This is a genomic window from Acerihabitans arboris (genome assembly GCF_010131535.1).
Taxonomy (GTDB): domain Bacteria; phylum Pseudomonadota; class Gammaproteobacteria; order Enterobacterales; family Enterobacteriaceae; genus Acerihabitans; species Acerihabitans arboris.
This window is the reverse complement of record NZ_WUBS01000010.1, coordinates 151,524-176,507: the sequence shown is the minus strand read 5'-3', so window position 1 is coordinate 176,507 and position 24,984 is coordinate 151,524. Positions and strand designations below refer to the sequence as shown.

Annotated in this window: 21 protein-coding genes; 15 read left to right on the top strand and 6 right to left on the bottom strand. The window is 60.6% G+C overall.

All coding sequences use genetic code 11. The features are described 5' to 3' along the window. The first annotated feature begins 33 nt into the window (after positions 1-33). From GRH90_RS15185 to GRH90_RS15165, 5 genes are read left to right on the top strand one after another with little or no spacing between them, the layout of a single operon-like run. Positions 34-978, top strand: a complete 945-nt coding sequence (locus tag GRH90_RS15185; protein ID WP_162366803.1) for an ABC transporter permease — start codon at positions 34-36, stop codon at positions 976-978. Further along, the gene (locus GRH90_RS15180) at positions 975-1,871 is read left to right on the top strand and encodes an ABC transporter permease (protein ID WP_162366802.1); all 897 of its coding nucleotides are present in this window, start codon (positions 975-977) and stop codon (positions 1,869-1,871) included. The genes GRH90_RS15185 and GRH90_RS15180 overlap by 4 nt, the downstream gene beginning before the upstream one ends. Beyond that, complete coding sequence (locus GRH90_RS15175; protein ID WP_162366801.1) at positions 1,868-3,628, top strand: dipeptide ABC transporter ATP-binding protein; 1,761 nt, start codon at positions 1,868-1,870, stop codon at positions 3,626-3,628. The genes GRH90_RS15180 and GRH90_RS15175 overlap by 4 nt, the downstream gene beginning before the upstream one ends. 11 nt (positions 3,629-3,639) lie before the next feature. Continuing rightward, positions 3,640-4,704: a putative FMN-dependent luciferase-like monooxygenase gene (locus GRH90_RS15170; protein ID WP_162366861.1), complete on the top strand. Its 1,065-nt coding sequence runs from the start codon at positions 3,640-3,642 to the stop codon at positions 4,702-4,704. Continuing rightward, positions 4,701-5,828, top strand: a complete 1,128-nt coding sequence (locus GRH90_RS15165; protein WP_162366800.1) for an alkylhydroperoxidase domain protein — start codon at positions 4,701-4,703, stop codon at positions 5,826-5,828. The genes GRH90_RS15170 and GRH90_RS15165 overlap by 4 nt, the downstream gene beginning before the upstream one ends. A 104-nt stretch (positions 5,829-5,932) precedes the next feature. Here the strand turns inward: GRH90_RS15165 and choX are convergent, their stop codons facing one another. Beyond that, positions 5,933-6,880 (bottom strand): choline ABC transporter substrate-binding protein, encoded by a 948-nt coding sequence (gene choX, locus GRH90_RS15160; protein WP_162366799.1) that lies wholly within the window; start codon positions 6,878-6,880, stop codon positions 5,933-5,935. Between the two features lie 22 nt (positions 6,881-6,902). Continuing rightward, positions 6,903-8,438: a choline-sulfatase gene (gene betC / locus GRH90_RS15155; RefSeq protein ID WP_162366798.1), complete on the bottom strand. Its 1,536-nt coding sequence runs from the start codon at positions 8,436-8,438 to the stop codon at positions 6,903-6,905. A 106-nt stretch (positions 8,439-8,544) separates the two neighbouring features. On the opposite strand from betC, the gene GRH90_RS15150 reads away from it, so the two are divergent. The 4 genes from GRH90_RS15150 to GRH90_RS15135 all read left to right on the top strand — a co-directional run bounded on the left by GRH90_RS15150 (position 8,545) and on the right by GRH90_RS15135 (position 13,252). After that, positions 8,545-9,492, top strand: coding sequence for a choline sulfate utilization transcriptional regulator (locus tag GRH90_RS15150; protein WP_162366797.1), 948 nt, complete (start codon positions 8,545-8,547; stop codon positions 9,490-9,492). Between the two features lie 100 nt (positions 9,493-9,592). Next, a complete protein-coding gene (locus GRH90_RS15145) occupies positions 9,593-10,495 on the top strand; it encodes a quaternary amine ABC transporter ATP-binding protein (protein WP_162366796.1) in 903 nt (300 codons plus the stop codon). Then, complete coding sequence (locus tag GRH90_RS15140; RefSeq protein WP_162366795.1) at positions 10,479-11,312, top strand: ABC transporter permease; 834 nt, start codon at positions 10,479-10,481, stop codon at positions 11,310-11,312. Before GRH90_RS15145 ends, GRH90_RS15140 begins: the two co-directional genes overlap by 17 nt. 869 nt (positions 11,313-12,181) lie before the next feature. Beyond that, complete coding sequence (locus tag GRH90_RS15135; protein ID WP_162366794.1) at positions 12,182-13,252, top strand: porin; 1,071 nt, start codon at positions 12,182-12,184, stop codon at positions 13,250-13,252. Positions 13,253-13,324: 72 nt separating this feature from the next. On the opposite strand, the gene bhsA is transcribed toward GRH90_RS15135, so the two are convergent. Then, on the bottom strand, positions 13,325-13,582 hold the full coding sequence (gene bhsA / locus GRH90_RS15130; RefSeq protein ID WP_162366793.1) for a multiple stress resistance protein BhsA: 258 nt from the start codon (positions 13,580-13,582) through the stop codon (positions 13,325-13,327). A gap of 330 nt (positions 13,583-13,912) precedes the next feature. Here bhsA and GRH90_RS15125 point away from each other — a divergent pair, with 330 nt between their 5' ends. Genes GRH90_RS15125 through GRH90_RS15105 form a run of 5 tightly spaced genes read left to right on the top strand, consistent with a single transcriptional unit; the run spans position 13,913 to position 19,631 of the window. Then, a complete protein-coding gene (locus GRH90_RS15125) occupies positions 13,913-14,611 on the top strand; it encodes a CerR family C-terminal domain-containing protein (RefSeq protein ID WP_162366792.1) in 699 nt (232 codons plus the stop codon). Then, positions 14,608-15,654, top strand: coding sequence for a secretion protein HlyD (hlyD, locus tag GRH90_RS15120; RefSeq protein ID WP_162366791.1), 1,047 nt, complete (start codon positions 14,608-14,610; stop codon positions 15,652-15,654). The genes GRH90_RS15125 and hlyD overlap by 4 nt, the downstream gene beginning before the upstream one ends. Then, positions 15,644-17,386 carry an ATP-binding cassette domain-containing protein gene (locus GRH90_RS15115; protein WP_162366790.1) on the top strand — a complete coding sequence of 581 codons (1,743 nt, stop codon included), beginning with the start codon at positions 15,644-15,646 and terminating at the stop codon, positions 17,384-17,386. Before hlyD ends, GRH90_RS15115 begins: the two co-directional genes overlap by 11 nt. Further along, positions 17,373-18,515 carry an ABC transporter permease gene (locus GRH90_RS15110; RefSeq protein WP_162366789.1) on the top strand — a complete coding sequence of 381 codons (1,143 nt, stop codon included), beginning with the start codon at positions 17,373-17,375 and terminating at the stop codon, positions 18,513-18,515. The genes GRH90_RS15115 and GRH90_RS15110 overlap by 14 nt, the downstream gene beginning before the upstream one ends. Positions 18,516-18,524: 9 nt before the next feature. Further along, positions 18,525-19,631 (top strand): ABC transporter permease, encoded by a 1,107-nt coding sequence (locus GRH90_RS15105; RefSeq protein ID WP_162366788.1) that lies wholly within the window; start codon positions 18,525-18,527, stop codon positions 19,629-19,631. Here the strand turns inward: GRH90_RS15105 and GRH90_RS15100 are convergent. From GRH90_RS15100 to GRH90_RS15090, 3 genes are all read right to left on the bottom strand, one after another. Continuing rightward, entirely contained in the window at positions 19,576-20,814 is a 1,239-nt protein-coding gene (locus GRH90_RS15100) for an O-antigen ligase family protein (protein ID WP_162366787.1), read from the bottom strand. The genes GRH90_RS15105 and GRH90_RS15100 overlap by 56 nt on opposite strands. Beyond that, positions 20,805-22,028 (bottom strand): putative lipopolysaccharide heptosyltransferase III, encoded by a 1,224-nt coding sequence (gene rfaQ, locus GRH90_RS15095; RefSeq protein WP_162366786.1) that lies wholly within the window; start codon positions 22,026-22,028, stop codon positions 20,805-20,807. Before rfaQ ends, GRH90_RS15100 begins: the two co-directional genes overlap by 10 nt. Positions 22,029-22,465: 437 nt before the next feature. Beyond that, positions 22,466-23,731, bottom strand: coding sequence for an MFS transporter (locus tag GRH90_RS15090; protein WP_376766083.1), 1,266 nt, complete (start codon positions 23,729-23,731; stop codon positions 22,466-22,468). Between the two features lie 308 nt (positions 23,732-24,039). On the opposite strand from GRH90_RS15090, the gene GRH90_RS15085 reads away from it, so the two are divergent. Beyond that, entirely contained in the window at positions 24,040-24,978 is a 939-nt protein-coding gene (locus GRH90_RS15085) for a LysR family transcriptional regulator (RefSeq protein ID WP_162366785.1), read from the top strand. The last annotated feature ends 6 nt before the right edge of the window (positions 24,979-24,984 follow it).

Below are 24,984 nucleotides of genomic sequence, written 5' to 3'. Positions count from 1 at the left end.
CGCGCCGGCGGGGCCAAGCAACGGGAGACCAGCATGAATCGTTATTTTTACGCACGTATCGGGCAGGCATTGTTGGTGCTCTGGGCGGCGTTCACCGTCTCCTTTATCTTATTGCAGGTACTGCCGGGCGATGCCGTGCTGATTAAATTCCAAAATCCGGATATGGGGCTGAGCCCGGCGCAAATCACCGATATGCGCGCGGCGTACGGCGCCGACCAGTCTTTATGGCGGCAGTATCTGCATACCGCGGGCAATGTGCTGCATGGCAACCTGGGTTATTCGCTGCAGGCGGGGGTGCCGGTGACCCAACTGCTGGCCGATAATTTCCCGTCCACGCTGCGCCTGGCGGCGGCGGGTTTCCTGCTGGCCCTGGCGCTGGCGGTCAGTACCGCGTTTATCGCGACCCTGACCAGGTTCCGTTGGCTGCGATCGCTGCTGCACACCCTGCCCTCGCTGTTTATCTCCGTTCCCACCTTCTGGCTGGGCATTGCCCTGATCCAGCTGTTCTCCTTCCGGCTCAAGCTGATCCCGGTGATCAATCCCGGCGAGTGGCAGGGGCTTATCCTGCCAATCATTACCCTGGCGGTGCCGGTTTCCGCCCCGCTGGCGCAGATCCTGATCCGCAGCATCGATGACGTGTTGACCCTGCCCTTCGTGGCGGTGGCGCGGGCCAAGGGCGGGAGCCGTGGCGGCGTGCTGTGGCGGCATGTGGCGCGCAACGCCGTCCTGCCGGCGCTGACCATTGCCGGGCTGCTGCTGGGGGAACTGATCGCCGGCGCCCTGATCACCGAAACGGTGTTCGGCCTCAGCGGACTGGGCCAACTGACCCAGCAGGCGGTCAATAACCAGGATGTGGCGGTGCTGCAGGCCATTGTGCTGATATCAAGCGCGGCGTTTGTCGCCATTAACCTGGCGGTGGATATGATCTATCCGCTGCTCGATCCCCGTCTGAAAATCACCCCAGGAGCCATGATATGAGCAGCCTGCCGCTGGCCACCCCGCCGTCGCCACAGTCCGCCCCCACGCCGCCGCGGCCGTCCGGCTTCACCGAGGGCCGTCGTTCCCGGCCGCGGCCGCCCTTGCCGCGGCCAAGCCTGCTGCTGGCCTGGCTGGTGCTTGCCGTGGTGATTTGCTGGGCGGTGGCGCCGGGGCTGTTTACGCCCTATAGCGGCACGGAAGGCATAACCGGCGCGCAGCGGCTGGCGCCGGGCGCCGGCCACTGGCTCGGCACCGATCAACTGGGGCGCGATCTCTACGCGCGCATCGTCTATGGCGCGGCCTATTCTTTGTCCGGCGCGCTGGTGGCGGTGGCGCTGGGATTGATATTGGGCACCGCGCTGGGGGTGGTGGCCGGCGCCGCCGGCGGCTGGGCCGACAGCCTGATCATGCGTTTTATCGACGTCCTGCTGTCGATACCCGGCCTGCTGCTATCGCTGAGCATCATCATCCTGCTGGGGTTCGGCACCGTGCATGCCGCCATTGCCGTGGGGATTACCTCGGTGGCCAATTTTGCCCGTCTCGCCCGCGCCGAGGTAGTGCGGGTGCGCCACAGCGACTACGTCGAGGCGGCCTATGGCAGCGGCGGCACCTTTGCCGCGGTATTGTGGCGGCATATCCTGCCCAATTCCCTGACCTCGGCGATCGCGTTTTCCGCCCTGCAGTTCGGCAGCGCCATCCTGGCGATTTCCACCCTGAGCTTCCTGGGCTACGGGACGCCGCCGCCGACGCCGGAATGGGGCCTGTTGATTGCCGAAGGCCGTAATTATATTTCCACCGCCTGGTGGCTGACGACATTTCCGGGCATCGTGGTGGTGCTGGTGGTGCTGGCGGCCAACCGTATCAGCCACTCTTTCGCCGGGAGCCGCCGATGAGCCTGCTGCACTCGCTATTAGGATTGGGCGGCGGGCCTGCGGCCGCGCAGGATAACGCCGCGCCGGTGCTGGAGCTGGATGACGTCTGCATCGCCTATGACAGCGCGGGGCAGCGCCGGCGGGTGGTGCATAACGTCTCTTTTGCCATCCATCCCGGCGAGGTAGTGGCCCTGGTGGGCGAATCCGGCTCGGGGAAAACCACCACCGCCCAGGCGATTATCGGCCTGCTGGCGGAAAACGGCCGGCTCGAGCAGGGCGATATCCGCCTGAACGGCGTCGAGATCGGCCGCTGGCCGCAGCGTCGCCTCGACGCCCTGCGCGGGGCGCGGATCAGCCTTATCCCCCAAGACCCGACCAGTTCCCTTAATCCGGTCAAGACCATCGGCAGCCAGGTGGCCGAGATCCTCTCGATCCATGGCCGCCTGCCGCGCCGGGAGCGCAACGCCCGGGTGATAGCGCTGTTAACCCGCGTCGGCCTGTCGCATCCTGAACAGCGCGTGCATCAATATCCCCATGAACTGTCCGGCGGCATGAAACAGCGGGTGCTGATTGCCATCGCCGTTGCGCTGCGACCGGCGCTGATCGTTGCCGATGAGCCCACCAGCGCCCTGGATGTGACGGTACAAAAACGCATCCTTGACCTGATCGACGAGCTGCGGCGCGAATTCGGCACCGCGGTGCTGTTTGTTACCCACGATCTGGCGGTGGCGGCGGAACGCGCCGACCGCCTGCTGGTATTTCGCCATGGCCGGGTACAGGAGCAGGGGCCCACCGCCGAGGTACTGCGCGCGCCCAAAAACGAGTATACCCGGCAGCTGTTCAACGATGCGCCGGCGCTGTCCGCGCGCCATAGTCCCTTACCGCCTAGCCCAGTACCGCCTGGTCCTGTATCGCATGGCCCCGCCCGGCATGGCCCCGCGCCGCGCCGGCAGGCGCCGGCCCCGCTGGCGATCGTGGTCGATAATGTCAGTAAAACATTCAGCCTGGGGGGCAAAAACGCGGCGCCCTTGCGGGCGGTGGACCAGGTATCCTTTACGGTGGAACAGGGCACCACTCACTCCCTGGTCGGGGAATCCGGCTCGGGTAAAACCACGCTGGCGCGCATCCTGCTGGGTTTCCAGGCCCCCGGCGCGGGCAAGGTTCTCATCGACGGCGCCGATATCACCCGGTTAACCGGGGAAGCGCTGCGCCGGTTCCGCCAGAAAATCCAGCTGGTCTACCAAAACCCGTTTGGCTCCCTGGACCCGTCGCAACGCCTGTTTACTATTATTGAAGAACCGCTGCGCAATTTTGCGCCCCTGGATAAAATTGAACGTCGCCGCCGCGTGGAGGAGATGGCCGACCGCGTCGCCCTGCCCCTGGCGCTGCTCGACCGTAAACCGCGCGAGCTGTCCGGCGGCCAGCGACAGCGGGTGGCCATTGCCCGCGCGCTGGTGCTGCGGCCGCGCATCCTGATACTTGACGAGGCCACCTCGGCGCTGGATGTAACGGTACAGGCGCAAATCCTGGCGCTGCTGCAAGAATTGCAGGACCAGTTGGGACTGACCTATATCTTTATTTCCCACGATCTCGCCACCGTGCGCCGGATTTCCCATAGCGTTTCCGTGTTGTTTAAGGGCCGGCAGGTGGATTTCGGCGCCGTTGAGCGAATTTTCAGCCGGCCGGGCGATGACTACACCCGCGAGCTGATCAATGCCATCCCGGGTCGCCGGCAGGCGCCGGACACCGTACGGCAGCCACCAAGGAACACTGTATGACAAGTCAGGTTATCGGCACTAAACGATTAGGTTTTTTTACCCGGCTGCTGGACGAGGTTAATCCGCGGCAGCGGTATCGTCTGGCAACCGAGCAGATCCTCCATGCCGAATCGCTGGGTTTCGACTCGGCCTGGGTGGCCCAGCACCACTTTCATGAGGCCGAGGGGGGACTGCCGGCGCCGCTGGTTTTCCTGGCGCATATCGCGGCGTTGACCCGCCGTATCCGCCTGGGCACCGGCGTTATCACCCTGCCGATGGAGCTGGCGCTGCGGGTGGCGGAAGATACGGCGGTGCTGGATCTGCTGTCCGACGGCCGCCTGGAAATCGGCCTGGGATCCGGCGGCACCCCGTCCTCGTTTCCGCCGTTCGGCCTGCAAAGCGACGAGCGCGGCGCCGTGTTCGGCGCCAACCTGGCCATCCTGTTGGCGGCCTGGCGCGGGGATACCCTCGGCGCCGGCGACAATCGGCTGTATCCGGCGGCCAAGGCGCTGGCCGGACGGGTATGGCAGGCGACATTCTCGGTTGACGGCGGCGCCCGCGCCGGCGCCGCCGGCGACGGCCTGATGCTGTCCCGCACCCAGCCCCGGCCCGAAGCGGCGCCGGACCTGCCCCTGGATGCTATGCAAAATCCCATTATCGACGCCTATCTGGACGCGTTGCCCGATGGCGTTGAACCGCGCATCCTCGGCTCCCGCACCGCGTTTGCCGCCGACGACGGCGATCGGGCGCGCCAGTGGGCGGAAAAGGGGCTGCGCCGCCAGGCGGAAAACTTCCGCGCCACCGGCCAACGGCTTAACGGCGACCGGCTGGATGATTTTATCGCCGCCTTTGATGTCCACCTCGGCACGCCTGAAGACGTGCTGGCATCGCTGCGCCGCGACTCCGCGTTAGCGCGGGTCACCGATTTGGCTTTTCAGGTGCATTCCATCGATCCGCCCCACCCTTATATCCTGCGCTCGCTGGAACTGATTGCCGGCGACGTGGCGCCCGCGCTGGGATGGACGCCCCCGGCGCGCGGCGATGGGGACGCGCCGTCCCACCGCCCCGACACGCTTTCTTCACAGGAGACCTTATGACCAGTACCCAGGCTAGCGTGGATGTACTCGACCAACTGGCGGATATCGCGCCGGATTCCCCCCTGGCGGCGGCGCGGACCACCCGCGACGCGGCGACCAGCCATATCCAGGGAAGTTACCGGGCATTGTTTACCGCCGGCGACGGTATTGATTTTCCGCTGCCGGAGCGGTTCGAGGTAGCGCGGCAGGTCGCCCTATGGCACGGCGACAGCCGTCTGGCCGACCATTACGCGGCGCTCCAGGCCGCAGTGGCGCCGCCGGCCGGCGGCGCGCGACTCGAGGCCGCGCTGTCCCATGCCCAATTGCTTAGCCACCATCCCGCCGGCGCCACCCCGGGCCATCTGGCGGGCCTGCGGCGGGTGGGCTGGTCCCTTGACGCCATCGTGACCCTGTCGCAGCTGATAGCCTTCGTCAGTTTTCAAAGCCGCCTGCTGCGGGGCTACCGGCTGATCAACCACCAGCCGGTGGCCAACCCGTCGGATCAGGCCGCGCCGGCCGGACGCTGGCGCACCGGCGGCCGCACCCATCAAGAACGCTCCGCCCCCCAGGCGTTTACCCAGCGGGAGCTCGGCTGGGAGCCCTGGATTGCCGCCAAGAAATTAACCGAATTTAGCCCGCAGCAGCAGACGACCCTGGTGAATAACGGCCATGCCGACTCCGACTATTTCCGCCTGCTCGGCCGTAACCTGGCGGTGCTTGAACAACGCACGCTGACCGACAAGGGAATTTTCTACACCTCCGGCGGGCTGACGCGCAAGGAACGGGAGCTGGCCGCGGCGGTGGCCAGTAAGGTTAACGGCTGTATCTATTGCGCCTCGGTACATGCCCGCAAGGCCAGCCAGCTGTCGAAACGGCCCGATGATATCCAGCGGCTGCTGGATATCCCGTCCGGCAGCGTGCTCAGCACCGGGCAGTCCCCGCGCTGGCAGGCGATAATTGATTTTGCCGCCGCCCTGTCGGCCTCGCCCGCCGTGGCGGGGGTAGGGCAGCTGACCCGGCTGCGCGAGCTGGGATTAAGCGATCTCGAACTGCTGGATCTGGTGCAGGCCACCGCCTTCTTTGCCTGGGCAAATCGCCTGATGTTGACGCTGGGGGAACCGTTCGACGATGAAGCGCGGCCATAACTAAGGCCCGCGCTTCACCGGCGCGGGCCTTTTCATGATTTACCTGGGAACCCGCGCCGGCGGGAGGCCCGGTTTACCACCGGTCCCGGCGGCTACGATGCCGGCTACAGCTTAAGCGACCGCCGTACGGCGGCCAGGCCGGGCTGGCCCTCCCGGGTGGTGACGCCGTCCAGCCAGCGGTCGAGCGGTCCGGGATGCAGCTTGAGTTCCGCCGCCGCCGCCTGGGCGGGCGTCTGTTTATCATCCAGTACGCGCTTGATAATCCGGTTTTCCAGATCGACGCTAAAGGTCAGTTGGGTAAACAGCCGGCCGGTATTGGGGCACTGGGCGGCAAAATCCCGGCGCGTGACGGTGTTTACCGTGGCGCTGCCGTAATTCGGCCCGAAATACCGATCGCCGCCGCTAAGATAGGTCAGCTTATAATGGGTATTCATCGCATGCGGCTCCCAGCCGAGGAACACTATCCACTGCTGTTTGCCCACCGCTCGCGCCACCTGGGCCAGCATGCCGCTTTCGCTGGACTCCACCAGGCTCCAGCCGCCCAGGTTGAAATCCTGTTTATCCAGCATGCTTTTGATATTTTGGTTGGCGGGCGCGCCGGGCGCGATGCCGTAGATTTTATGATCAAACCGGTCGGCGTATTTCGCCAGATCGGCAAAATCCTTCACCCCGCCCTGCGCCACATAGTCCGGCACCGCCAGGGTAAACTTGGCGCTGTTCAGGTTGGCCCCCAGCACCTTGACCGCGCCGTCGCGGGTGTATTTCTCTATCACCGGCCGCTGCGCCGGCATCCAGTTGCCGAGAAAGACGTCCAGCTGGCCGGTTTTCAGCCCCTGGTAGGCCAGGGCCACCGACAGGTTCTGCACCTGCTGCCGGTAGCCCAGGCCTTCCAGCAGCAGGCCCGCGACCGCATTGGTGGCGGCGATATCGGACCAGCCGGGATCGGACATGTTAACCGTCCCGCAGTCCGCGTCCCCGGCGGCCCAGGTTGGTAACGGCAGGCCGATCGCCAGCGATAACCCCAAAGCAACTACAGCGGTGTGCGCGCGCATAATAATCCTCATGATAAATCGGTCAAAGCGTTGAAGGCGGGCGCGGATAGCGCGCCAGCGCCTCCTGCTCGTCCAGGGATTGGTGGTTACGGATAAAACGTTGGCTGGCGTCCTGCCTGGGTTGATAATCCCAATCGGGCGCCCCGCCCCGGCCCAGCGCCCGGTTAAGGAACAGCCGGGCGCGCTGGCTGGCTAATACTTGTTGGTTCAGGGCGGCGAGATCCCAGCGCCGCCGCGCCTCGCGCTGAAATTCCTGCAACTGCGGCCCGAACGCGGGCGATAACGCCAGATTGGTCAATTCCAGCGGATCCTGGCGCAGATCGTACAGCTGATCGGGATCGCCCGGGGACGCGATAAATTTCCACCGCTCGCGCCGGATCATGACCATCGGCGCCTGCGCGCCTTCCGCCAGGTATTCGCCATACGCCCCGTCGGGCCCCGCCGCGCCGCGCAGGTGCGGCACCAGGCTGCGGCCGTCAAGGGGCGCGGCCAGCTCCCCCTCATCCGCGGGGCCGCCGCCCGCCAGCTCGCGCAAGGTCGGCAACAGGTCGGCCAGCGAAACGTTCTGCTCAACGCGCCGCGCGGCAAAGCGGCCGGGGGCGTGGATAATCATCGGCACGCGCGACGCCCCTTCAAAAAAGCTCATCTTGTACCATAGGCCGCGCTCGCCGAGCATTTCGCCATGATCGGAGATCAGGATAATAATGGTATTGTCGGCCAGGCCGGTGGCGTCAAGGGTCGCGCACACCTCGCCGAACCGATCGTCGACATAGGCCAGCGCGCCGTAATAGGCATGGCGCGCCCGGCGGATTTGCCCGTCGTCCAGCAGGCCGTCGGTTAGCTGGTACATCTCCCGCAGCCGCTGCGAGTGCGCATCGGGCGGCGCGTCCCCCGCCGCCGCCACCGGCAGGTCGATATCCTGCTCAGGGTAGCGATCCAGATAAGGACGCGGGATGGCGAAGGGATCGTGGGGATGGGTCAGCGACATCATCAGCAGGAAGGGCCGGTCGTCGCCCCGGCGCGCCAGATCGAACAGCTTTTGCCGGGTATGGAACAGCGCTTCATCGTCGAAATCCAGCTGATTGGTGCGAACGCATTCTCCCGCGTCCAGCACCGAACTCATATTGTGATACCAGTCCAGCCGCCGTTCAGGATGGCGCCAGTCCGGCGTCCAGCCGAAATCCGCCGGATAGATATCGGTGGTCAGCCGCTCGTCAAAGCCGTGCAGCTGATCCGGACCGCAAAAATGCATTTTACCGGCCAAATAAGTTTTATACCCCTGCTGGCGCAGATAGTGGCAAAATGTCGGGCTCTCGGCGCGGAACTCCGCCGCATTATCATAAACGCCGTTACGGGAAATTAGCTGGCCGGTCATCAGGGAGGCGCGCGAGGGCGCGCATAACGGGCTATTGCAATAGGCCGAATTAAATACTACGCCTTCGCGCGCCAATCGGTCTATATTTGGGGTTTTACTGACTTTATTTCCATAAGCGGAAAGCGCGCCGGCGGCAAGCTGGTCGGCCATAAGAATAACAATATTCGGTTTTTTGCTAAGCATAGTTAAATTCCGCTTTAAATAAAATTCCCGCACAATGTTATTTTTATCTCACAATTATATTTTGCTGTGAACCGGTTAATTTCTTATCAGCCTATAAGGGGTGATTATGGCTAACACATTCAGGCTGCCGCCGCTGCAGGCGCTGGCCGTTTTCGAGGCGGCGGCGCGCCACCTTAATTTTACCGCCGCCGCCACGGAATTGGGATCGTCGCAGCCGGCGGTCAGCCAGCGCATTAATTTGCTGGAAAATCAACTGGGCGCCAGGCTGTTCGATCGGCGCCACCGCGGCGTGGCGCTGACCCAGACCGGGGAGCAGCTTTATAAGATCGTGCGGGCCAGCCTGCAGGGAATCAGTCAGCAAATTGAGAAAATACAGCTTAAAAAACAACGTGATGTGCTGCGCATTGATACTGATATGGGTTTTGCCAGCTACTGGCTGCTGCCGCGCCTGGATCAGTTGCAACGCCTGATCCCGAATGTCGACGTGCAGATTTCCACCTCGCCTAACGAGTTCTCCCTGCGCGACAGCTCCGCCCATCTGGCAATCTCCTTTGGCGACGGCCAGATCCCCGGCTGCCGCAGCGATATGCTGTTTCCCGAGCTAGTGGTGCCGGTGTGCAGCCCGTTGTTTTTCAAGCAATACGGCGGGCCGGCCGCGGCCGCGGACCTGCTGCCCCTGCCGTTGCTCAACCTGCCCGACACCCAGCCCCGGCGCTGGCTGAGCTGGCGGGACTGGTTTCGCGGACAGGGGCTGGAGCCTGACGATGGCGTGACCTCAGTGACGTTTAACGCCTATTCCCTGATCATCCAGGCGGCGCTGAAAAGCCAGGGCGTGGCGCTGGGCTGGAAACCCCTGGTGGATCAATTCCTGGAAAATGGCGAACTGGTCGTCTGCGGACCGGAATTAAAAACCCTACGCGGTTATTATTTAATTCAACCGGGGTTGCACAATAATCATCTGCTCTACCAGAAAGTTAAAAAATGGTTAATCAGCGAATCATTTAGTTTTAGACCGCCACAGGAAAATATGAGTATTTCCGGACAACGGGTTTAAATCATTTAGTTATAACTCAGACGATAATATTTTATTGCGCCGTTCTTTTTTCTTATAGCCTGTGCTTATGGTTAGGACATGACTAATATAATAAACCCTGATGAATGAGACGCTGATAAGAATAGACCAGCTTTATAAAATATTCGGCCCCGGTGAACAAAAGGCGTTGCTGCGTTTGCGACAGGGCGCGGAACCCGCCGAATTATTGTCCCAACATGGCTGCTCGGTGGCCCTGAACAATATCTCGCTGGACGTTAATCGCGGCGAGATTTTTGTCATCGTCGGCTTATCCGGCTCCGGCAAATCCACCCTGCTGCGCACCCTTAACCGCCTGATCGCCCCCAGCGCCGGCGAGGTATTTTTTAACGGACAGGCGCTCTCGGGGTTATCGGCAACCGCGCTTATCCAGTTGCGCAGACATGAGATGGGCATGGTGTTCCAGTCTTTCGCCCTGCTGCCGACCCGCAGCGTGCTGGATAACGCCGCCTTCGGGCTGGAGCTGGCCGGCGTCGGCAAGGCGCAGCGCCATCGGCGGGCGCTGGCGGTATTGGCCCAGGTTGGGCTGGCGCAGGTGGCCGGACAGTTACCGCATCAGCTGTCCGGCGGCATGCAGCAACGGGTCGGCCTGGCGCGCGCGCTGGTGGTCAACCCCGCCCTGCTGTTGATGGACGAGGCGTTTTCGGCGCTCGATCCCATCAATCGGCGCGAAATGCAGGATCTCCTGTTGAACCTGCAGGCCGGGCAGCGGCGCACGGTGATTTTTGTCACCCATGATATTGAAGAAGCGCTGCGCATCGGCAACCGTATCGCCATAATGCAACAGGGCCGGGTCATCCAGACCGGCACCGCCGAACAAATCGTGAACGCGCCGGCGAACGCCTATGTGCGGCGTTTTTTTTCCGGGGTCGATACCTCGCGTTTTGTGCTGGCGGAAGACTATGCCGGCGCGTTCGATAGCCACGCAACGCCGCGACAGGAGCCGCCCCATGACCGGGAGCGTTGATTTCAGCGCGCAGATTGACGCGGGCGTGCGCTTTCTGCTGGATCACTGCGGCCTGTTTTTCGACGTTATCGCCGGAGTGCTGGATACGGTGGCAGGCACGCTGGAGCAAGGTCTGGCCCGGCTTTCGCCCTGGGGTTTGGCCGCTATCGCGGTGGGGTTGAGCCTGTGGCGCGTCGGCAAGGGGTACGCCGTGTTCAGCGCCGCCGCGACGCTGTATATCATCTACAGCGGCTATAGCGAACATGCCGTGGTAACGCTTGCGCTCACGCTGTCATCAACGCTGTTCAGCCTGCTGGCGGGCATTCCGCTCGGCATCATGATAGCCAGGCGGCGCCGGGCGGGCACGCTGGTCCGGCCGATGCTGGATTTTATGCAGACCATGCCCGCCTTCGTCTATCTGATCCCCGCCACTATCCTGTTTGGCCTTGGCCGCCCGCCCGGGATTTTCGCCACCGTGCTGTTCGCCATGCCGCCGGTGGTGCGGTTAACCGACTTGGGTATCCGTCAGGTGGATAGCAGCCTGGTGGAGGCTGGACTGGCCTTCGGCTGCACCCGCCGGCAGTTATTATGGAAAGTACAGTTGCCCAACGCGCTGCCCTCCATTATGGCCGGGGTCAACCAAACCATCATGATGGCCATGTCGATGGTGATCATCGCCTCCATGGTCGGCGCCGGCGGACTGGGCAATGACGTGCTGACCAGCATCCAGCAGCTGGATATCGGCCAGGGCCTGCAAAGCGGCATCGCGGTGGTATTGATGGCCATGCTGTTGGACCGGCTCTCGGCCAGCCTGGTCCGGCGGCCTGAGGTCAAATAACAATCAATATTATTAAATAAAGTTATTATTAGTTAATTAATGATATGCGGATCCGCCAGCGTAATAATCCTTGGGCACTTTAACAATCAATTGTGGTGGATATGCCCAGGCTTCGCCAGCGTAAAACCGTTAATATGCTTCGCTGGCCTATATCCATATCAAAAAAAAATCTTTGTTTAATTTGTAATATTAATGCAAAGTGGCTCTATGGCGGATCGGGGCAGGCAGCGTATTCAGACGGGAATTTGCGATAAGTTAAATTAATCCAATCGAACTCCGGATTAATTTTTTAACTGATAACCGCGATAAGATTGTTAAAGAAATGATAAATTATACTTTAACAGCTGCGAGCGGCCTTCCAGGATTTCTCTCTCGACCCGTTGTGAGCCGCCTTTAAAACTATGACGTCATAAAAACATATTATACCAATTTAAGCCAAATTTGTATTTTGGCCGCGTTGGAATATGTAGAGAACGCGGGCCAGACGTTAAGTACAACGACTATCCCGCGGCCATCACAGGATGTTAGCCTCTTCGGCGCGGGATTTTAATCCCGTAAAGAAAAGAGGGGTTTTGTGATGGCTCTCAACTTTTAAATCTGTATGACAAGTTAAGGTAGCGTTACCCTGCCTCCGGGCAGACTAGGCTGACGTAGATGCCTGCCTTAATGAAAAGTTCACAATCTTCGCAACGTTTTTACTGCTACTATCCTGCCAACTCAGACGACAGGGTAATAACTCTTGTATTAAAACTGCGCGTTACCTGAGCTTTTTTTTAATATAAAAATGCTGGTTAGCCCCGGACATCAGCCACTAAAAGGTTGAGTCCTTTTTACTTAAACTAGAGAGTATTTGGTAAGGAAAAACAGGAATGAAGAAGATAGCATTGGCCGTTTTAGCGACATTGATTACACCAGCCCTGCACGCCGCGGAAATTTATAACAAAGACGGCAACAAGCTGGATCTTTACGGCAGCATGCGCGCCCGCCACTATTTCAGCGACAACAAAACCATCGACGGCGACGCCAGCTATGTGCGTTTCGGTTTTAAAGGCCAGACCCAGATTAACGATGTCCTGACCGGATACGGCCAATGGGAATACAACATCCAGGCCAACCATTCCGAAGGCGGCACCGACGCGCTGAGCGGCACCAAAACCCGTCTGGGCTTTGCCGGCCTGAAGTTGAAGGACTACGGCTCCATCGACTACGGCCGTAACTGGGGCATCGCTTATGATGTCGCGGCGATCACCGATACCGCGCCGATCTTCGATGACCTGACCTACAGCGCCGCCGACGTCTTTATGACCGGCCGTACCACCGGGGTGGCGACCTACCGCAACAATAACTTCTTCGGTCTGGTGGACGGCCTGAAGTTTGGCTTGCAATACCAGGGCGCCAACGACGAAAACTCCGGCAATGCCCGCGCCGCCAACAAATCCAATGGCGACGGTTACGGCGCATCGGCGTCATATACCTTTGATTTCGGCCTGTCGGTACTCGGCACCTATGCCTCGTCCAACCGCACCCAGCCGCAGAACAGCCTGACTCTTGGCAACGGCGACAAAGCCGACGTCTGGGCGGGCGGCGTGAAGTATGATAATGCCGGCATCTATGCCGCCGCGTTATACGGCCAAACGCATAACCTGACCCCGATCACCGGCGGCTATGCAAATAAAACCGAGAACGTGGAAGCCATCGCTTCATACCTGTTTGATTTTGGCCTGAAACCGATGTTCGGTTACTTCCAGTCCAAGGCCAGCGATGTTGAAGGCATCGGCGACGTCGATCTGGTGAAATACTATGACGCGTCCCTGACCTACTTCTTCAACAAAAATATGAATGCGTATGTTGATTATAAAATCAACCGCCTGAGCGACGATAACAAGCTGGGCATCGCCAACGACGACCAGGTTGGCCTGGGCCTGACCTATCAGTTCTAAGTCCTGAGTCACCGGACACAATAAAGCGGCCGCTAAGGCCGCTTTTTTTTATGCTTTTTTGCTGGTGACAGCTTATTTATACAGCTCGGCGCTGCCGCGCAGGGTGTCGTTGCCGCCCGCGGCGATAATGCGGTATGAGGTGGCGTCGGCGGCGTCGGCCTTGGCGGCCAGCTGCGACTCCAGATCGGTCAGGGTAGAAGTGGTGGTAGAGGAAACCACGCCGATGGATTGCTGACCGGCCGGACGACTGGTCACTTCCTGGGCGGCAAAGCTGCCGATGGAAACGGTGCTAAGGACGATGGCTGCGATGGCGAGTGTCAGGTTTTTCATGATGTCTCTTCTCAATTAGATGAACCGTTATTGGACTGGACGTTAATTTGTTAACGTTCGATAAGTTAATGATAGACACCTTCGCGTCCCGGATCAAGTATTATTTTATCAATCATTAATTAAATACCTAAAGTACTGTAAAGATAGATATGTTTGTTCCCACCGCTGTTTCCGGATGTGTCGGTGGTAAAGAAACCTCAGGTTGGCGGCGACGTGTTCCACCGGACATATTCCCTACCCCGCCAAAAAATAGGCTGGCCGGCTGCTTTACAACCCCAGGTTTTCGGGCGTAAAGTTAATCAAACGTTTGACTTATTTTTTGGAGCCGCCATGCCCTCCTCCCCGACGCCGACCACCCGCGGCGAACAGGCGAAAACCCAGCTGATCGCCGCAGGTATTGAATTATTTGGTGAAAAAGGTCCGCAAACCGCGACCACACGTGAAATAGCCCAGCGGTCCGGACAAAATATCGCCGCAATTTTTTATTATTTTGGCTCCAAGGAGGGCCTGTACCTGGCGGTCGCCCAGTGGATCGCGGATTTTATCAAGCAGGCCTTATCTTCCCAATCGGCAAAGATTGATTTGCTGCTGGCGCAGCCGGAAATCGATGCCGCGCAATGCCGGCATTATCTCCATGAATGCATGATGACCTTTACCGAACTGCTGGCCAGTAAGGAAACGCTGAACCTGAGCAAAATCATCTCGCGGGAGCAGCTGACGCCCACCGAGGCGTATACGCTTATCCATCAGCAGGCGATTGCGCCGATGCATCAGCGCATGACTCGGCTGGTGGCCGGTTTTACCGGTTGCGACGCCGCGTCAATCGACACGATGCTCCATACCCATGCCCTGCTGGGCGAAGTGCTGTCGTTCCGGCTGGCGCGGGAAACTATCCTGCTGCGCGCCGGCTGGCGCGGGCTGGGCCCGGCGCAGGTCACACAGATCAATCGGGTTTTGGCGCAACATATCGACTGGTTTCTCAACGGATTGCGGGCCGGACAGGCCGATAATACAGGCAAAACGACATGAAGAAAAAAAGCCTTGCCGTGGTTATCATCATTATCATCGCCCTGCTGGCCGCGGCGATAGCCGGCGTAATCTACTATCGCCGCCAGCACGGCCAGCCGCTGACCCTCTACGGCAACGTGGATATACGCACCGTCAACCTGGGCTTTCGGGTCGGCGGGCGCCTGGCGCGGCTGACGGTGGACGAAGGGGATATCGTTCATCCGGGCCAGGTGCTGGCGAAACTCGACGACGCGCCTTATCGCAACGCCCTCGCGCAGGCCCAGGCCAATGTGGACAGCGCCGCGGCCAAGCTGGATTTAACCCGTTCAGGCTATCGCGGCGAGGAGATCGCCCAGGTGCGCTCGCAGCTGGCGCAGCTGCAGGCCGCCTTTAATTATGCCGACAGCTTTTATCATCGCCAGCAGGGCGCATGGGCTAAACGGGCTATTTCCGCCGACCAGCTGGAGGATGCGTTAGCCGCCGGCAACCAGGCCAAGGCTAATCTGCAGGCGGCCAAGGATAAGCTGCAGCAGTACCAGACCGGCAACCGCCCGCAGGAAATCACCGCCGCCGCCGCGGCGTTGGCCCAGGCGCAGGCGGCGCTTGACCAGGCCGCCCTGGACGTTACCGACACCATGCTGGCGGCGCCCTCGGGCGGCACGGTGCTAACCCGGGCGCAGGAGGCCGGCAGCATGCTCAGCGCCGGCGACACGGTATTCACCCTATCACTGACCCGCCCGGTATGGGTGCGCGCCTATATCGATGAACGCAACTTAAGCCAGGCGGCGCCCGGCACCCGGATTATCATCCGCGTCGACGGCCTGCCGGATAAGGCCTACCACGGTAAAATCGGCTTTGTCTCGCCAACGGCGGAATTTACGCCGAAAAACGTGGAAACGCCGGAGCTGCGCACCGATCTGGTGTATCGCCTGCGGATCATCGTGACCGACGCCGACGACCGGCTGCGCCAGGGAATGCCGGTAACCCTGGACTTTGCCGACGGTGGGGAAACGCCCGCCGAGCGGGTCAACCCGCCCGCCGGCGGGGTTGCCAATGCCCGCTAACCTGATTGTCCTGGACGCGCTGGAGAAACGTTTTCCGTCGCGGGACAAGCCGGCGGTCGCCAGCCTGACCATCACCCTGCAAAGCGGCGGGGTCACCGGGCTGGTCGGCCCGGACGGCGCGGGCAAGACCACCCTGCTGCGCATGCTGGCCGGCCTGTTGACGCCAAGCCGGGGCGCCATGCGGGTGGTTGGACTGGATCCGGTAACGGAGGACGCCCGGCTGCACGCCATCCTTGGGTATATGCCGCAAAAATTCGGCCTGTATGAAGACCTGACGGTGATGGAAAATTTAAGGCTGTACGCCTCCCTGCGCGGCGTTACCGGCGATGAGCGTCAACAGACCTTTGAGCGCCTGCTGGCCTTTACCGATCTGACCCGCTTTACCGCCCGCCTGGCCGGCAAGCTGTCGGGCGGGATGAAACAAAAACTCGGCCTGGCCTGTACGCTGATTGGCCAGCCCAAGGTGTTGCTGCTCGACGAGCCGGGGGTCGGCGTGGATCCCATTTCCCGTCGCGAGCTTTGGCGCATGGTGCATGAGCTGGCCGACGACGGCATGCTGATCCTCTGGAGCACCTCTTATCTGGATGAGGCGGAGCAGTGTCGCGAGGTGCTGCTGATGAACGAAGGGGAGTTGATCTATAGCGGCGCGCCCAGGGCGCTGACGGAAACGATGGCGGGCCGCACGGTACTGGCCGCCGACGCGTCCGGCACCCATCGCCGGCTGCTGCAGCGCGCGCTGCGCCTGCCGCAGATTGGCGACGGCGTTATCCAGGGCAAATCCGTACGCCTGATCCTGAAAAAAGACGCCGACCTGGCGACGCTCGGCCAGGCGCTCGGCCTGCCCGACGATAGCATCAAGGAAGCGGCGCCGCGTTTTGAAGACGCCTTTATCGATTTGCTCGGCGGCGGCCCGGGCGCCAAACGGGCGCTGGCGGACATTATGCCGCAGGTCGGCGGCAGTCGTGACGAGACGATGATCGAGGCCCGGGGGCTGACAAAAAAATTCGGCAATTTCGCCGCCACCGATAATGTGGACTTCAAGGTGACCCGGGGGGAAATTTTTGGCCTGCTGGGGCCGAACGGCGCCGGCAAATCCACCACCTTTAAAATGATGTGCGGCCTGCTGATCCCCACCTCCGGCCAGGCGCTGGTGTTGGGAATGGATTTAAAGACCCGCTCCGGCAAAGCCCGCCAGCGGCTGGGTTATATGGCGCAAAAATTTTCGCTTTACGGCAACCTGACCGTAGAGCAAAACCTGCGGTTTTTTTCAGGCGTTTATGGGCTGCATGGCAAGCGCCGGTGCCGAAAAATTGACGAGATGAGCGCGGCGTTTGATTTCGGCCCGATATTGCACCAGACCCCCGATGCGTTGCCGTTGGGATTTAAGCAGCGGCTAGCGCTGGCCTGCTCGCTGATGCACGAGCCGGATATCCTGTTTCTCGATGAGCCCACTTCCGGCGTCGACCCCCTCACCCGCCGCGAATTCTGGCAGCATATCAACGGCATGGTGGAGAAAGGCGTCACCGTAATGGTCACTACCCATTTTATGGACGAGGCGGAATATTGCGACCGCATCGGGCTGGTCTATCAAGGCAAGCTGATCGCCAGCGGTACGCCGGACGAGCTGAAACAGCAGGCGGCGGACCAACGGACGCCGAATCCCACCATGGAACAGGCGTTTATCGAGCTGGTGCAGAATTTTGACAAGGACGGCGACAATGAAGCGGCATGACGATACGCGTTTCTCATGGCGCCGGCTGCGCGCCCTGTGCGACAAAGAAACGCGCCAGATCCTGCGCGATCCCAGCAGCGGCCTGATTGCCTTCGTCATTCCCCTGATGCTGCTGTTTATCTTCGGCTATGGCATCAACCTGGACTCCAGTCGCCTGCGCGTGGGCATCCTGATGGAGCAGCACAGCGAGGACGCCCGCGATCTGGCGCAGGCTTTCGCCGGTTCACCCTATATCGCCCCGACCATCAGCGATAACCGCCAGCGGTTGGTGGCGCTGATGCAGGCGGGCAAAATCCGCGGGCTGATCGTGATCCCGGTGAACTTCGACGTCAATATGAATCGGGCCGGCAATAGCGCGCCAATCCAGGTGATTACCGACGGCAGCGAACCCAATACCGCCAGCTTCGTACAGGGTTATGCCCAGGGCATCTGGCAAATCTGGCAGCGGCAGCGGGCCGAAGATCGCGGCCAGGCCTTTCACCAGCTGATCGACGTCAGGGTGCGTTATTGGTTTAACCCGGCGGCGGTGAGCCAGCATTTTATTATTCCCGGCGCCATTACCATTATCATGACGGTGATCGGGGCGATCCTGACCTCGCTGGTAATTGCGCGGGAATGGGAGCGCGGCACCATGGAGGCGCTGCTCTCCACCCAGGTCACGCGCGCCGAACTGCTGTTGTCCAAACTGTTGCCTTATTATGTACTGGGCATGGTGGCGATGGCGCTGTGCATGGCGGTGGCGGTATTTGTCATGGGCGTGCCGTTTCGCGGCTCGCTGCTGGTGCTGTTCGGCATCAGCAGCCTGTTTTTGGCCAGCACCCTGGGCATGGGATTGTTGATTTCCACCCTAACCCGCAACCAGTTTAACGCCGCGATGGTGGCGCTCAACGCGGCGTTCCTGCCCGCGGTGATGCTGTCCGGTTTTATCTTCCAGATAGACAGCATGCCCGCCGTGGTGCGCGCGGTGACCTATATCATCCCGGCGCGCTATTTTGTCAGCACGCTGCAAAGCCTGTTCCTGGCGGGCAATATCGGCGGGATATTGCTGGTCAATACCCTGTTCCTGGTGGCTTCCGCCGTGGGATTTATCGGCCTGACGGCCTGGAAAACCAAACGCCGGCTGGATTAGGGAACCGCTATGTTTTATCGCTTATGGACGCTTATCGTCAAAGAAATGCAGTCGCTGCTGCGTGAGCCGCAAACCCGGGCGATCCTGATCATGCCGGTTATCCTGCAGGTGCTGCTGTTTCCTTTTGCCGCCACGCTGGAGGTCACCCATGCCACCATCGCGGTTTACAGCGAGGACAGCGGCCAGGCCTCCGTTGAGCTGACCCAGCGTTTCGCCAAGGCCAAGGCGTTTTCCGAGGTGCTGCTGCTAAGGAGCCCGCAGCAAATCCGCGGCACCCTGGATAACCAGCGCGCCCTGCTGGTGGTGCGTTTCCCGGCGGAGTTTTCCCGCGATCTGGCCGGCGGTGTCGCGGCGCCGTTGCAGCTGCTGCTGGACGGACGCAACTCCAACAGCGCGCAGATTGCGGCTAACTATATCCAGCAAATTGTGCGCGATTACCAGTTGGAGCTTACCGCGCGGCAGGTCAAACCCAACAACAGCGAGCTGGTGATACGCAACTGGTATAACCCCAACCTGGACTATAAGTGGTTTGTGGTGCCGTCGCTGATTGCCCTGATCACCACCATCGGCGTATTGATCGTCACCTCGCTGTCGGTGGCGCGGGAACGGGAACAGGGCACCTTGGAGCAGCTGCTGGTCTCGCCGTTGACCACCTGGCAGATTTTTATCGGCAAGGCGGTGCCGGCGCTGGTGGTGGCCAGCGTCCAGGCCTCCATCGTGCTGATCGTCGGCATATTAGGCTACCGCATCCCCTTTGCCGGCTCGCTGCTGCTGTTTTACGGCGCCATGCTGATCTACGGCCTGTCGCTGGTGGGTTTCGGCCTGCTGATCTCCTCGCTGTGCTCGACGCAGCAGCAGGCGTTTATCGGCGTTTTTGTGTTTATCATGCCGGCGATCCTGCTGTCGGGTTATGTTTCGCCGGTGGAGAATATGCCGGAGTGGCTGCAAACCCTGACCTGGATAAATCCGGTTCGGCATTTCACCGATATCATCAAGGAGATTTACCTCAAGGACGCGGATTTCGCCATTATCTGGCATAGCCTGTGGCCGCTGCTGGCGATCACCGCCACCACCGGCAGCGCGGCGTATTGGATGTTTCGCCGTAAAATTGCCTGAGGGCGGGCGGGCAGCCGGCCAGGATAGCGGTAAGGGCGATAAAAAACAGGCTTTCCGCCGAGTCGAGCAAAAAGCTGTTGAATAAATTCCCCACCAGGTAGCTGGAGAGGACCGCCATAACACTGTTCCTGGCGAGAGGCGCAAGCCGCCAGGCGGCGTGGAAACCCTGGTACAGCCAGGCCAGGTAAATCCCCAGGCCAATCAATCCCGACTGGGTAGCCTGCATCAAAAATTCGTTATGGGCGTTAAAATAGTAGCCGGACTGCGTTTTGCCGCTGCAAAAGCTCCCCGCGCCGTGACCGACCAGCGGCGCATCGCCGATCATCCGCAGCGATTGGGCGGTAAACCGGGCGCGCAGGCCCATCGAGCTGTCGCAGCCCGCGCTATCGCCCTGCCTGATGGCGCGCAGGCACTGATGTATTTCGCCTACCCCCAACAGCATCCGGTCCGTTGCGCGATTGGGCAGCAGCAGGGCCAGCGCCGCCAGCGCCGCCAACAACCCGCCCCGCCACCGGCCGAGGGCCAGGCATACCCAGACGGCGGCGCCCGCCAGCAGCGCCAGGTAACCGGTACGTCCCCAGACCTGGAATAAAACGTTATATACCGCCAGCAGCACCAGCAGGCCATAGGCAACGCGTCGCCGCCCGGTGTGGCCGCAGGCCAGGGAAAGCCAGAACAGGGCGGACAAGGACATAAAAAAGTTCTGCGTGATATGCAGCTTGAACACGATGGGATTGGCCGCATCCATCTGCCACGAAGCAAGCCACCGCAGCCCACCCGCCAGGCTGATGGCCAGCACCAGGCCGTTCGCCCAGAGAAACCCGCGCAGGAATAAGCCCGCCAGCAGCCGTTGCTGCAGGAAAAAGCTGGCCAAAGGCAGGATGTACAGCAGCTTAAGGTATTTTTTGACTATCAGGCCGCCCGCGTCATTATCCTGATGCCATAATGAGACGACCATCATCAGCAGCATCAGCGCCGGCAGCCAGATCAGGGGACGGCGCCATAACGACCACCGCCAGGCCAGCGGCCTGGCGCATAACAGGCATAACATGACCGACACCAGCGCCAGGTTCATCAATAGCGTAGACAGGGGAATGGACGCGCCCAGTAAACACGCCGTGCCGCCGCACCAATACCCCAGGCGCGACGTCGTGAACGAACCGGGATTGCCGCTTAGCCGCATAGCGTCAGGTCAATAACGGCCGGGCCGTCCGGGCGCTCCGCGGCGTGCGGCGTGCCCGACGGGCCTTGGTTTCCCGGCGTCAGCCAGCGATCCACCGCATTAATCACATCATTCACCGGGATGGCGTCCAGATACCGCTCGGTGGTGTCCGTTGCGACCCGATCGGGGTGCGGCAAAACGCGATAGTCACCGGCCCAGATCAGGGTATGCGGCGCCTGCCAGGGGCGCCACTGCGCCAGGTTGCTCGGCCCGAACAGCACCACGGCGGGCGTTTTCAGCGCGGCGGCCATATGCATCGGCGCGGAGTCGACGCCGATAAACAGCCTGGCGCGGGCAATCAGCACCGCCAGTTCCGGCAGCCTGAGTTTTCCCGCCAGGCTAATCAACCGTTGCGCCTGGTCGCAGCGCGCCAGGATATCCTTAACGCAGGCGATGCCGGCCGGCTCCGGCCCGCTGGTAATGATGACGGTCTCCCCCCTGGCGGTAAGATGATTAATCAACCGGCTGAACGACGATGGCGACCAGGTTTTAAATAGCCAGCGCGCCGCCGGGTGGATAAGGATATATTCGCCGACGTTATATTTTTTGCGCAGCTGCTCGATATAATAGGTCTCACCGGCGCCTAAGGTGATATTGACCCGGGTAGATATTTTCCGTAATTTAAGCGGCGCCAGGATCTGGAGATTATTCATGACCGTATGCAACTGGGCGCGCAGCGGGTTATCCACCAGCCGCGTGTGGCAATAACGCCAAAACCAGCAGTCCCGCTTGGGATAATGAAATGCCAGGCTCATCCTGGGCTTCAGCGCAAGACAATATAGCGCCGAGCGCCATTGATCCGAGAGGTTGATGATGAGGTCGTAACGCCAGGTCCTGAGGCTGTTAAACAGGGCTTTCTCTCCCAGCAGCCGCGCCTTTATCCCCGCATGCTTCCAACCGCGGTCCACGGCGTAGGCCAGGTATACCGCCGTATTCCCGGTCAGGATTTCGTCGGTGCCTTCATACACCAGCACATCGATCAGCGCGTTGACGTAATTTATGCCAAGGGTGGTGAGCAAGGGCGTCGCGAGCAGCACGTCGCCATGGTGGCGCAGTTTTATCACCAGGATGCGCCGCACGTCTTTCGGGTCGGGTTCGGGGTCGGGCAAATGCGCCGCGCCGCCAAAAAAATCTTCCTGGTCCGGAACCCGGCTATTGTCTTTAGTAAAATCCATTGAAAATACCATTAAGATGATATATTCAAACAACCATCTCTTTTTTGACATTCGTTTATTAATATGCGATTTATTCGATGACAATAACTTGGGCAACAACGATATGGATTGCCCTTCATTATTTATCTACGCGCTATGCCTGTGCCGGCATCGCGCTTTTCCCGCATTATTCTCGTTATATTCCCGCACTATTCCTGGCCCCTGGCCCCTGGCGGCCGGCAGTTGATCGACGTTCATATAGTATTGGGGCTGGGTTTAATGCCCAAAGCTTCGTCATCAGCGGCTTATGGTAACCGAATCCATGGATGGCAATCTAAATGGATGGCAAACCAGATGAAAAGCGGCGGGGATAAAACCCGGATCGGGGGCGTGGAAGGGCCGCCCGGGCCGGTTATCAACCTGGGCGGCGCCCGCTATAGCTTGCAGCGGGACGTTATTTACCTGCCCGCGCCGGAGGCGGATCTTTCCGGAGCGGGGCCGGCGCGGTCGCCGTTATCATAACCGGAAATGGTTTTGCCCTGCGTTTCACGCCCGAAGCTGACCAATATGCCGATCAGGATCGCCACGGTGCCCGCCACTATGGCCATGGCCAGGCCGTAGTTATTGCCGTGCGCTTCGGCGATACGGGATTGCAGGGTGGCGTTCACCGACGCGATCAGGTTACCCAACTGGTAGACAAATCCCGGCAGCACCGCGCGTGAATTAGCGGGCACCAGCTCCGTCAGGTAGGTGGGCACCACGCCCCAGGCGCCCTGCACCATGAACTGCATCAGGAACGCGCCCAGGCCTATCAACACCGATCCGCTGGCGAAGGCCCACAGCGGCAGCACCGGCAGGGCCAGCAGTGAGGCGATGATCATCGCTTTCTTGCGGCCTATTTTTTCCGACAGGGAGCCAAAGCAGATCCCGCCGAGCATGGCGGCAATATTATAACAGATGGCGATAATGCTGACGGTATGGGGATCAAAGCCGTGCTGTACTTTCAGGAAGGTGGGATAGAGATCCTGGGTGCCGTGGCTGAAAAAGTTAAAGCAGGCCATCAGCAGCACCATATAGATACAGAGTTTCCAGTGCGTGCGAATGATCGGCAGCAGCGCCACGCTCTCTTTACGTTCCCTGGCCGCCAGCCATACCGGCGACTCCGGCACCTTAAAGTAGATGTACGGCAGCAGCAGCACCGGCAGCGCGCCTATCAGGAACATGCCGCGCCAGCCGACGCTATTGAAGAACAGGCCGAAGATAATCGCCGCCAGCAGATAGCCGGCGGGGTAGCCCGCCTGGAAAATGCCCGACATCAGGCCGCGGGACCGGTCGGGAATGGTTTCCATCGCCAGCGAGGACGCCACCCCCCAAATGCCGCCCATCGCCACGCCATAAATCACGCGGAAGGCGATAAAGGCCGCCAGGGTAGGCGACCAGGCCGAGAGCAGTTCAAACAGCGAAAACATCAGCACGTTGACCATTAAAATCGGCCGGCGGCCAAACTTTTCCGCCAGGCGGCCGAACAGCAGCGCACCCAGCGGGCGCACCGCCAGGGTAAGCATGATCGAGATGGAGACGCTGGAAATATCGGTTTTAAACCAGGAGGCGAGATCGCTTAACACAAACACCAGGATAAAAAAGTCGAACGCGTCCAGCATCCAGCAGGCAAAACAGGCTAAGGCCACATGGCGCTGTGTAGAGGTCCAGTTAAACATAGTCATTGTCCTATCTTTAAATCGGTCGCCATCGCGGTGGCACCGGAAAAATAAGCTAGGGTCGGGATATGCGGCCGGGGTTTTCCCCCGTTACCCGGATGAGAATATAGCGAGAAAAATTGTTTTTAAAATGTTAACTATTTGTTTATAGCACGTAATAATCTTACTTTTATTGTGGATTTGTATCATTTGTCAAGATTATGTAAATATTTCCCATCCCCCCCTCCGCCGGGTTCAGCGCTATACTGCCGGTATCTTGTCAGGCATTGGCGCCGGGACCCCTGGTGCCTACGGCTTTTTTATAGGAATGGGATATGGTGAGGATTGATGATCTGGCGTTGTTTGTCCGTTCGGCGGCGCTGGGCAGCTTTTCGAACGCGGCGCGTGAAGTGGATTTATTGCCGGCCCAGGTGAGCGCGGCCATCAAACGCCTGGAGCGGGAGCTGAATATCCGTCTGTTTGCCCGTTCCACCCGCAGCCTGCGCCTGACCGCCGAAGGCGAGCAATACCTGCCCTATGCCTGTAAGGTGCTGCAAACCCTGCGCGAAGGGCGCGACCTGCTGCATCAGGAACCGACCGGCCTGCATGGCCTGCTGCAGATCGCCGCGCCGTCCGATCTGGGACGCAACCTGTTGCTGCCCTGGATTACCGAATTTCGCCATGACCATCCCAACCTGCAGGTGCGGCTCTATTTATCCGACCAGGTGGCCGACGTCTTCAAGGATCCGGTGGACGTGGCCTTTCGCTACGGCGTTATGGACGACGCCAGTTATGTCGCGCTGCCGCTGGCGGCGGACAATCACCGGGTGGTGGTGGCGTCGCCGGAGTATCTGGCGCGCCATGGTCGCCCGCGGACGCCGGCCGATCTGGCCGGCCATGATTGCCTGACGTTTGTGCTGCGCGGCCGGGTCTACGATAAATGGCGTTTTTATCTGGACGGACAACGGCAGGTGGTCGGCGTGAGCGGCAGCCTGACCAGCGACGACGCGGAAGTGGTGCGCCGCCTGGCCATCGCCGGCGAAGGGATTGCCTATAAATCCTGGCTGGATGTCTGCCGGGATGTGCGCGCGGGCAGCCTGGAGGTGATATTAAAACCTTATCGGGGGGATCTGATACCGTTGCATCTTATCTGCCCGCACCGTAAACAGTTTTCGCCGGCGATACGCCAGTTGTACGAGCGCCTGAAAACCCGCTGTGAGGATCTGCAGCAAGACTATATCGACCAGTTCGATCGGCCCGGCCGGGCGGGATGACCTTCC

Bases quoted from the DNA above. Each gene is read 5' to 3' on its own strand.
- rfaQ (WP_162366786.1), bottom strand. From the start codon at position 22,028: ATGGATTTTACTAAAGACAATAGCCGGGTTCCGGACCAGGAAGATTTT.
- GRH90_RS15100 (WP_162366787.1), bottom strand. From the start codon at position 20,814: ATGCGGCTAAGCGGCAATCCCGGTTCGTTCACGACGTCGCGCCTGGGG.
- GRH90_RS15165 (WP_162366800.1), top strand. From the start codon at position 4,701: ATGACCAGTACCCAGGCTAGCGTGGATGTACTCGACCAACTGGCGGAT.
- GRH90_RS15180 (WP_162366802.1), top strand. From the start codon at position 975: ATGAGCAGCCTGCCGCTGGCCACCCCGCCGTCGCCACAGTCCGCCCCC.
- GRH90_RS15125 (WP_162366792.1), top strand. From the start codon at position 13,913: ATGCCCTCCTCCCCGACGCCGACCACCCGCGGCGAACAGGCGAAAACC.
- GRH90_RS15085 (WP_162366785.1), top strand. From the start codon at position 24,040: ATGGTGAGGATTGATGATCTGGCGTTGTTTGTCCGTTCGGCGGCGCTG.
- bhsA (WP_162366793.1), bottom strand. From the start codon at position 13,582: ATGAAAAACCTGACACTCGCCATCGCAGCCATCGTCCTTAGCACCGTT.
- GRH90_RS15140 (WP_162366795.1), top strand. From the start codon at position 10,479: ATGACCGGGAGCGTTGATTTCAGCGCGCAGATTGACGCGGGCGTGCGC.
- GRH90_RS15185 (WP_162366803.1), top strand. From the start codon at position 34: ATGAATCGTTATTTTTACGCACGTATCGGGCAGGCATTGTTGGTGCTC.
- GRH90_RS15105 (WP_162366788.1), top strand. From the start codon at position 18,525: ATGTTTTATCGCTTATGGACGCTTATCGTCAAAGAAATGCAGTCGCTG.
- choX (WP_162366799.1), bottom strand. From the start codon at position 6,880: ATGCGCGCGCACACCGCTGTAGTTGCTTTGGGGTTATCGCTGGCGATC.
- GRH90_RS15110 (WP_162366789.1), top strand. From the start codon at position 17,373: ATGAAGCGGCATGACGATACGCGTTTCTCATGGCGCCGGCTGCGCGCC.
- hlyD (WP_162366791.1), top strand. From the start codon at position 14,608: ATGAAGAAAAAAAGCCTTGCCGTGGTTATCATCATTATCATCGCCCTG.
- GRH90_RS15150 (WP_162366797.1), top strand. From the start codon at position 8,545: ATGGCTAACACATTCAGGCTGCCGCCGCTGCAGGCGCTGGCCGTTTTC.
- GRH90_RS15115 (WP_162366790.1), top strand. From the start codon at position 15,644: ATGCCCGCTAACCTGATTGTCCTGGACGCGCTGGAGAAACGTTTTCCG.
- GRH90_RS15135 (WP_162366794.1), top strand. From the start codon at position 12,182: ATGAAGAAGATAGCATTGGCCGTTTTAGCGACATTGATTACACCAGCC.
- GRH90_RS15145 (WP_162366796.1), top strand. From the start codon at position 9,593: ATGAATGAGACGCTGATAAGAATAGACCAGCTTTATAAAATATTCGGC.
- GRH90_RS15090 (WP_376766083.1), bottom strand. From the start codon at position 23,731: ATGACTATGTTTAACTGGACCTCTACACAGCGCCATGTGGCCTTAGCC.
- GRH90_RS15175 (WP_162366801.1), top strand. From the start codon at position 1,868: ATGAGCCTGCTGCACTCGCTATTAGGATTGGGCGGCGGGCCTGCGGCC.
- betC (WP_162366798.1), bottom strand. From the start codon at position 8,438: ATGCTTAGCAAAAAACCGAATATTGTTATTCTTATGGCCGACCAGCTT.